8 protein-coding genes are annotated in these 7,816 nt (G+C 43.7%); 4 read left to right on the forward strand and 4 right to left on the reverse strand.

Annotated features, from left to right (window positions below; translation table 11 throughout):
* The 4 genes from ACM5QX_RS28970 to ACM5QX_RS28985 all read left to right on the forward strand — a co-directional run.
* Positions 1–350: IS1096 element passenger TnpR family protein (locus ACM5QX_RS28970; protein ID WP_414756665.1), on the forward strand; the 350-nt coding region annotated here is incomplete at its 5' end.
* Positions 347–1,765, forward strand: a complete 1,419-nt coding sequence (locus tag ACM5QX_RS28975) for an ISKra4 family transposase (RefSeq protein WP_414756666.1) — start codon at positions 347–349, stop codon at positions 1,763–1,765. The genes ACM5QX_RS28970 and ACM5QX_RS28975, both read left to right, overlap by 4 nt.
* 151 nt (positions 1,766–1,916) lie before the next feature.
* Complete coding sequence (locus ACM5QX_RS28980; protein ID WP_414756667.1) at positions 1,917–2,549, forward strand: tyrosine-type recombinase/integrase; 633 nt, start codon at positions 1,917–1,919, stop codon at positions 2,547–2,549.
* Between the two features lie 20 nt (positions 2,550–2,569).
* Positions 2,570–2,701 carry a hypothetical protein gene (locus ACM5QX_RS28985; protein ID WP_414756668.1) on the forward strand — a complete coding sequence of 44 codons (132 nt, stop codon included), beginning with the start codon at positions 2,570–2,572 and terminating at the stop codon, positions 2,699–2,701.
* Between the two features lie 47 nt (positions 2,702–2,748).
* Here ACM5QX_RS28985 and ACM5QX_RS28990 read toward each other — a convergent pair whose 3' ends face one another.
* From ACM5QX_RS28990 to ACM5QX_RS29005, 4 genes are all read right to left on the reverse strand, one after another.
* Complete coding sequence (locus ACM5QX_RS28990) at positions 2,749–3,999, reverse strand: serine hydrolase domain-containing protein (RefSeq protein ID WP_414756669.1); 1,251 nt, start codon at positions 3,997–3,999, stop codon at positions 2,749–2,751.
* A 128-nt stretch (positions 4,000–4,127) separates the two neighbouring features.
* A complete protein-coding gene (locus ACM5QX_RS28995) occupies positions 4,128–6,224 on the reverse strand; it encodes a tetratricopeptide repeat protein (RefSeq protein ID WP_414756670.1) in 2,097 nt (698 codons plus the stop codon).
* A gap of 180 nt (positions 6,225–6,404) precedes the next feature.
* Positions 6,405–7,580: a hypothetical protein gene (locus ACM5QX_RS29000; protein WP_414756671.1), complete on the reverse strand. Its 1,176-nt coding sequence runs from the start codon at positions 7,578–7,580 to the stop codon at positions 6,405–6,407.
* A 47-nt stretch (positions 7,581–7,627) separates the two neighbouring features.
* Positions 7,628–7,816: hypothetical protein (locus ACM5QX_RS29005; protein WP_414756672.1), on the reverse strand; the 189-nt coding region annotated here is incomplete at its 5' end.

Genomic DNA, 7,816 nt, shown 5'->3' on the forward strand with positions numbered 1-7,816 from the left:
ACTCTACTACGAAACGCCCTACCTCTTCATGCTCTTATTTTGGCAACGGTATTGCAGAATCAAATTGCTTTTATCCAGTGTGCATTGATGGTAAACGCGCTTGCCCTCCAGAAGACTGCGGTGGCCCGTGGGAGTTCATGGCACAAAAACAGGAATACTCAGTAAGACACATAGCAAATCGCTTCAGTGAAATTGTGGAAGAAGGTGATATACCTGGCAATATTGAAGAAATATACGAACTACGTCAATGGTTAATGGTTAACCATTTTGACCGCCAAGAAATAAACCAACGTTTACAGCAATATGTGGCTGGGGATAAACAAATGTTATTTGAGCAGAGGATAGTGTGAAAGTCAAAATCCAAATAGTTGTGGAGTCAGATAATGGAGATTCCCAAGTTGTGCAAGAAATTATGCAGATTTCGCGCGGTGCTTTACAGCCAGAAAACTTGGGACTAAAACTAGCAGAAGCCAAAACATTACTACAAAGTCTCCAACACGCCCTAGCCGAGCAACAAGTAGCAGAGTATTCTCTTCAACAGGAATCATGTTTGCACTGTAGTAAGAAACTGTTGCATAAAGACAAGCGTACAATTGTATACCGCACATTGTTTGGCAAGTTGCATCTCCAATGCCCTCGACTATTTCACTGCCCGTGTCAGGAGCAACCAACCCGTAGCTTTAACCCAATAGCCAATTTACTACCAGAACGCACCTCAAGAGAACTATTGTATCTGGAATCCAAGTTTGGGTCTTTGATGTCTTATGGACTATCTGCGAAACTATTACAGGAAGTATTACCAATAGAAGGTGAAATAAACACTACAGCAATACGGAATAACTTACACACAATTGGTCAACGCTTAGAAGACGAGTTGGGGGAAGAGAAAGGAGGATACATTGAAGGCTGTCCCAGAGATTGGGATGAATTGCCCCGACCTGATTTACCTTTGGTACTGGGAATGGATGGCGGATATGTTCGTTCTTACGACAAAAAATCACTTTCCAAAGGTAATTTTGAAGTTATCGTTGGTAAGAGTATAAAAGCAGACGGTACATCAAAGCGATTTGGGGGAGTTTATTCTTACGATACCAAACCCCAGCGTCGGATCTTTGAGGTGTTGAAATCTCAAGGAATGCAGATGAATCAACAAGTAACTTTCCTCTCAGATGGTGATGAGAAGATACGCGAACTACAGCTTTATCTCAATCCCAACGCAGAATATCTCCTGGATTGGTTTCATATCACCATGCGGCTGACAGTAATGAATCAGACGGCAAAAGGACTTAGCAAAAAAGATACTGAACTTGATACTGACATACCCAAAGAGTTGGAACGGATTAAGTGGTATCTGTGGCATGGAAACTTGTTCAGAGCATTGCAACTGATAAAAGACCTTGTGGACGACCTAGAAATCGTCATTTTTGATGGTAATAGCCGAATAGAGCTAAAAAAACTGTTTAAAATGGTGCGGGAGTTTGAGAGCTATATTTCCAACAATGGGTCTTATATCCCAAACTATGGAGAACGTTGGCGAAATGGTGAAGCCATAGCCACTGGATTTGTGGAATCAACAGTTAATCAAGTCATTAGCAAGCGGTTTGTCAAGAAACAGCAGATGCGCTGGACTCCTAAAGGTGTTCATCTTCTGCTTCAGGTCAGAATCTTAGTTCTCAATGAAGAGTTAGAAAGCAAATTCCAGCAATGGTATCCTGGTTTTAGAGTAGATAGCCAGCCTTCTCAAGAACTATCTCAAGTCGCTTAAATTCTCAGTATTAAAAGTAATTTAAATTACTCGCCATTGAAGATTCACCGTAAAATGCTGGACTGTTTTTTATGTCTATGTGCTTACCAACTTTAGAGCTTAAGTTGGTAAAATTAGCTCATATACCCCAAGTTTTTCAGGGGGTTGAGTCATGACACCACAAACTCTCCAACCATTGAAAGTTGGTAAAACCGAAAAACAAGAACGTCAATCGCCTAACTTTCGCAAATATTCCTTTGTCAGGACTAGGGAGCATTTGTTACCAGAAGAAGTTGAGTTGATGCGGTCAGCTATCAAAAAATCCAAAGGTCGCCACGCTCACCGAGATTCAACCCTAATTCTGTTGATCTACCGTCACGGATTGCGAGTGGCAGAGGTGGCATCTTTGCGATGGGAGCAAATAGATTGGAATGGTGGCACAATTTACGTGAAGCGAGTCAAAAAAGGTACACCCTCGGTTCAACCCCTTTCCGGTTTGGAGATTCGCTCTCTCCGTCATCTGCAACGAGATTATCCTGCTAGTCCCTATATTTTCCAGTCTTCTCGACTTGGCCCGTTGGCACATGATACGATCGCCGGCATTGTTGAGCGGGCTGGTGAGTTAGCTGGTTTGCCTTTCCCTATTCATGCTCATATGCTGCGGCATGGAACAGGTTACTATCTGGCGAATCGAGGCGTTGATACCCGAACAATTCAGAGTTACTTGGGGCATAAAAATATTCAGCATACCGTTCGTTACACCGAACTTGCGTCTACCAAGTTTCAAGGTCTTTGGGATGATTGATGTTTAAGGCCCCTGCTTAATTGTTGCCCATCTCCCCCGAAAAAAATCGCTCTCCCTATCGCGCTCTATTTGCCGAACTTGCACCGACTGACCCACTGGCAGTAGTTGCTGGAGTCGAGTTCTCGATTGCTGCCCCCAAGGATTCTGCTTGAGTTTTGGCGAATCTACACAACCGAGGCGAATGGTTATCGTTGACGACCTATTTAATCAACTTCCAAAGCACTATAGTGATCGCTCCCAACCCCATTCCCACAACTGCTGGCACTAAACGATCACTCAAGATTCTCAATCTTGCATTCACTGTCAACTGACCTGTTTCCCAGAAAACCCAGTCATCTCCTAATGCACTGGACAAGTTTAAGTTTCCTGAAATCATCAGCACTATACCATTCCCCGTTGCAGGATTGATTCGTACAGTATGCCCCAAAGCAGGAAGATTCCCTCCATCATGCCCCACTACGTAACCATCAGCCCCATTAGTAACATAAAGCGCGTGACCCAATCCCCAATCTTGATGCGCTCCAGGCTGAGGAGTCATCATCTGCATCAGCGTTTTTTGGTTCAGGACTGGATTCTGTCGGGTATAAGCTTGAAGCAATAGAGCCATGTCCTGAGCCGTTGCGTAAAGCGATGCCGCAGCTGTAGCTGTGTAGCGGCGCGGAGGGCTAGGGTTGAGTCTTTCGTCAAAACTGGTGGCTAAATCCCCGGCGCGACCTTCATCCACGATCGCCTGCCAATCAAAGTTCGATTTCTCCATTCCCAAGGGTTTCAAAATAGACTTTGCCATGTAGTCTGCAAAGGGCTGGCGAGTGATTTCCTCAATTAAGAGTTGCAAAACAGTATAGCCCCCGCCAGAATACAACCAATTTTTCCCTGGCTCTCTTGAAATGATTACGCCACGAGGGGTGCCAGATGTTATGTCTCGTGTTAACGTCAGCGATTCTTCGAGGGTCTGAATTTCTTCGCCTGGTAAAAAGCCAGCATAGCCAAACAAATCATCTAATCCAGCAGTGTGGCTGAGGAGATGCCGAGCGGTCACCTTGTCGCGATACTCACTGTCTGAAAAATGCCAGCGAGTCAGGTAACGACTGACCGGTTGATCCAAAGCAAGCCGACCGTCCTCGACCAGCTTCATCACTCCCCATGCAGTAACGAGTTTACTTACCGATGCAAGTTGATAAAGCGTCTGATCTAACTTTACAGAAGCTTTTGTTTCTGCATTCGCAATGCCAAATTGATGCGTTGTCGCAATTTTGCCATCTTGAATCAGAATGAGAGCGGCACTGCCGAGTTCTCGATCACTCGCATGACTGAGTTTGCGAACAAAATAAGTTTCGATCGCTGTTAAATTTGCAGGCTGCACGGCTGGACGTGCAAACCAAAATGCTTCGGCGAGAACAACCGCGATCACTAAAACTGACCAAAGGATGATCAACGCTATTGTGGTCATAACTTTGCGACGCATTCTTTGAAAAAAGAGTTGTGAATGGAATTGAGGAGTCTAAGAAATTGACATTGTTTGAACTTAGCAAATCGCTTGAATCAACACTTCGCTCTCTAAAACTGAAATGCAATGTCTCAGTCTTGATAACAGCGTAAGCGTTGTAGTAATTGTTCGCGTTCTGGCGATAGTGTGACATTCTGAGCAATGGCAATCGCAGTTTTAGTATCTCCTGTACGCACTAGATTTAAAGCAATCCGCCCCCAGACACGAGAACGTTCTGCAATCGGTGGTAAGGAAGACTCTGGGGCATTGCGGAGGGTTTGTATGGGAATATCGAGGAGCGATCGCGCTTTTGTGAAATTGCCTTGAGTCAGATTCAGTTCCACAACTCGTAAAGCAAAGTCAAACTTTTCGCTAGGATTTCTCCCGGCGTAACCCATGAAACGGGATGCTTCCTCTGGCTGACGATTGGCGATCGCTTGATTACCAGCTAAGGTAGCAAAGTCTACTTGCTGAAGTAACTTTAATCTTTCTGCCAGTGTAAAATAAGTTGATGGCGTTGCGGCAAATTCTGAACTAATTGATAGCAATAATTGTGCTTGCTGTGGCAATGCTTTTTCTGTTTGTATGAGTTTGACAATTCGATTCAATACCTGATCGGCTGGACGATTGGTGGAAATCAAAGCATTGGCGATCGCAGCATGAGTTGTGATAGTGGTAGGTAAAGCAGAAATGCTATTAGCGATTACTTGGCTATGAGTGAATAATTGATCGGCAACAGCAACATTACCACGGCGATGGAAAGCTTGAGCAAACCGCAGCAATCGCCGCACATCGGTTTTTTCCCCAGCAATTCTAGCTTTTGCATCCTGGGTTTGTCCGGCTTCAAGGGCGGCTATGGCAATATTATCCAGCCAGCGATCGGTTTCATCGACATAGCCTGCATCCATTTGCACTATCATCGGACGTGGTAATATTTGCCGAGCAGTTGCAAACTGCTTATTAGCAATCAAATCTTTCAGGACAATTCCCAAGAGATTCACCGCACGCAGTTCAGCAATTAAGGCTTTGAGTTCTGGCTGATAGCCGCGAGTTTCAGATAAATTTGACATCTCGCCATACCATTCATTATCGTAGCGTCCGCCAAACTGATCGGCTATTTTAGCGGCTTTGGCATCAGCAACTAAACGGGCGATCGCAGATTCGCGAATTTCTGGCTGGTTAAATTTGCGACCTTCTGCGGCAATTGTCAACCAACTTCTAGCCCGAAAAGAATTAGGGCGTTTCATTAGGGAAACAATTTGCTGCGATCGCCCTAAATCTCCACTGGGGGCATAGTGTAGCACCAAAGTCATTAATTTAATTTCTCGTTGTTCCACATCTTTAATTGCTAGTGCTGCTTTGAGCAATGGATCGAGTAATTGCTTTGCTTTTACTGGGTCTTTAGCTTTAAAGTAGGTAGCAGCAATCTGAGTTACTGTAATATCGGGATCGTAATCTTGAGGAGAAAGTTGCTGTAGCACCTCTAAAGCTTTTGTGGGTTGGTTAATTTGGGCATATAAATTAACCAGTTTTAACAAAGACTCACGTCGTGCATAGATATCTTTCAGATTTTTGATAGTTTGCTCAAACCCATAGTTGAGGGAAGATGCAGCTTCCGCCGTTTGGTTGAGCGCAATCCACCCTTCTGCAAGGCGAATGTGCGCCGCAATTAAATCTTTAGGAGTATTGCGAATTCCTGATACCGACTCAGACGCAAGCTGTAGCGTTTGTTTTCCTTTGGTGGACTGGCCAATTTTTCCATAGGCGATCGCAGATTCCGTCAAGACATAAGTTTTACCCAGACTATACCCACTCGGTAAAGGTTTAGCTAAGACCACGATTTGATCGAGAATGGTAGCAAGTTTTGGATTATCCTTCTGTGTCAGTGATTGTATTTGAGTAGTAATTGTCTTGATAGCAAAATCTAATGTCTGGGTTGTGAAACTTGTATCTCCTCGCCGTTGAGCATTTTCTAGCTCTCTGGTGATTGAAGGGAGCGTATAAGTTAGAGACATTCCAGAAATTTCATTCCAGCGTCGGGTACTTTCACCAGTTAGCTCTACACGGCAAGCTTTAGAAATCGTTATTTTAGCATCTGCCGCATAAATGGGAACAGAATAAATGAGTTGAGAAGCAATAATCAAAGCAAGCGATAGCTTCACTCGCCGCAGGTATTGTGTGAGCATCATAAGCTTATTTTGTATATTCGTATTTACTTAAATTAGGGCGTGTTAATTACTAAAAGCCTTGTATTTAATGGATTTATACTCAGTACTCATACCAATTCACAAAAAATTTGATACAGATGTAAACACTAAAAAGTATGTTGAGTCTCACTTTCTCCATTTTGAATTTTGAATTGGTATCAGCTATTTTTTGCTAAGAATCTTGCCACTGAGATTAACAGTGTAAGTCAGTGATTTCTGAAAATTTGTCACCGTGACATTCCAACCGTCAAGGCGCTGCGTTGATATGCAAGGTTCATTGGGTGCAGCCGTGGGACTGCGGAAACAATAGAATCTTGGTTCAACTTGGGAAATGCTGAGATTAGCAATGGGTTTTTTCAAGTCTGATTTGGCGGCGTTGAATACTGTGCGAGCGATCGCAGTTGGTAAGTCATCAGTGCGGTTGGGAAGTCCAGCGATCGCTTCGGTGCGAAGATAAGCTTTATCACTGCTAATCCGGTATATTTGCCGTGCTTGGGGCTTTCCCGCCACCGTTACCCGATAGCCCCGGATTGTTTGTTGAGCGCAGGATTGGGCTAAATTACCTAATCCTAAACAGCTATCAGTAAAGGTTTGAGGCTCGATTGTCGTAATCAGAACAACTGAGGGTAATATTTGCAAGTGTTTGCTGGCAATACTCTTGATTTCGTTAACCACCGGAATCGGTAAACCGCGTTCAATCACAGGATTAGTACGTGCAATCAATTGTAAATCGTCGGCTGTTTCACCCCGAAATACCCAACTTTGGCGTTGGTGGGGAATAGTAATTTTCCAGCCTTTATTAATAATCGGATCGCAAGCATAAGGGGCAGAAATATTTTCACAACCACTTGCCCAAGTTGTCTTTGCAGATGAAATATTAGTTAATGGGGGTTCTCCAGGATAGCCCCACTGTTTCGCCTGTTGAATCGCTGCTGTGATCATTGCGGTTGGCGGAATTTCTTCGGCAGGTTTTCCCAGAGAATGGGTGTTTTGTCCGTTCATTTGCATCAAGACTCTAAAGTTACCATTATCAGTGGTGAAATAGACCAAACTTTTATGCTGATCGGCGATCGCAATTTTCCAGTAAGGTACAGGATTGTACATCCATATATCGCCCTTACCAATTTGAGCAACTTGAACGACTTTTGCAGTATTATCAAGTTTCTCTTTAGCGATCGCATCTTGAAGCACTTGTTGAGCGATCGTCTTTGCTTGTGGTGTAGTCAAAATTTGCGGATTAGCAACGCTAGATTGTAAGGGAATTAGCGAACTAGAAAAAAGCAAACATCCGATAATAGTTGATTTAAATAAGGCTTGGTGGTAAAAGTGTTGTAGCATAAAATATTGATTGAAAAATATCAGTAAATCTTGTAGTCTCAAGTTAGCTAATAAATACTCAGACTCAGGATTGAGTTACAGATTTGGAAACAAAACAAATATTTCAAGGCTTTGCGTTCGCCCTTGGCGTTCCCGCAGGGTAACCCAACAAAACGACGGAAATGTTGGGTTTCGTTCCTCAACCCAACCTTGTATATTGAGGGAAGTAGTAGACCGTCCCAACCTTGGTCACAATA

Source organism: Anabaena sp. CCY 9910 (assembly GCF_963920875.1).
Taxonomy (GTDB): domain Bacteria; phylum Cyanobacteriota; class Cyanobacteriia; order Cyanobacteriales; family Nostocaceae; genus Trichormus; species Trichormus variabilis.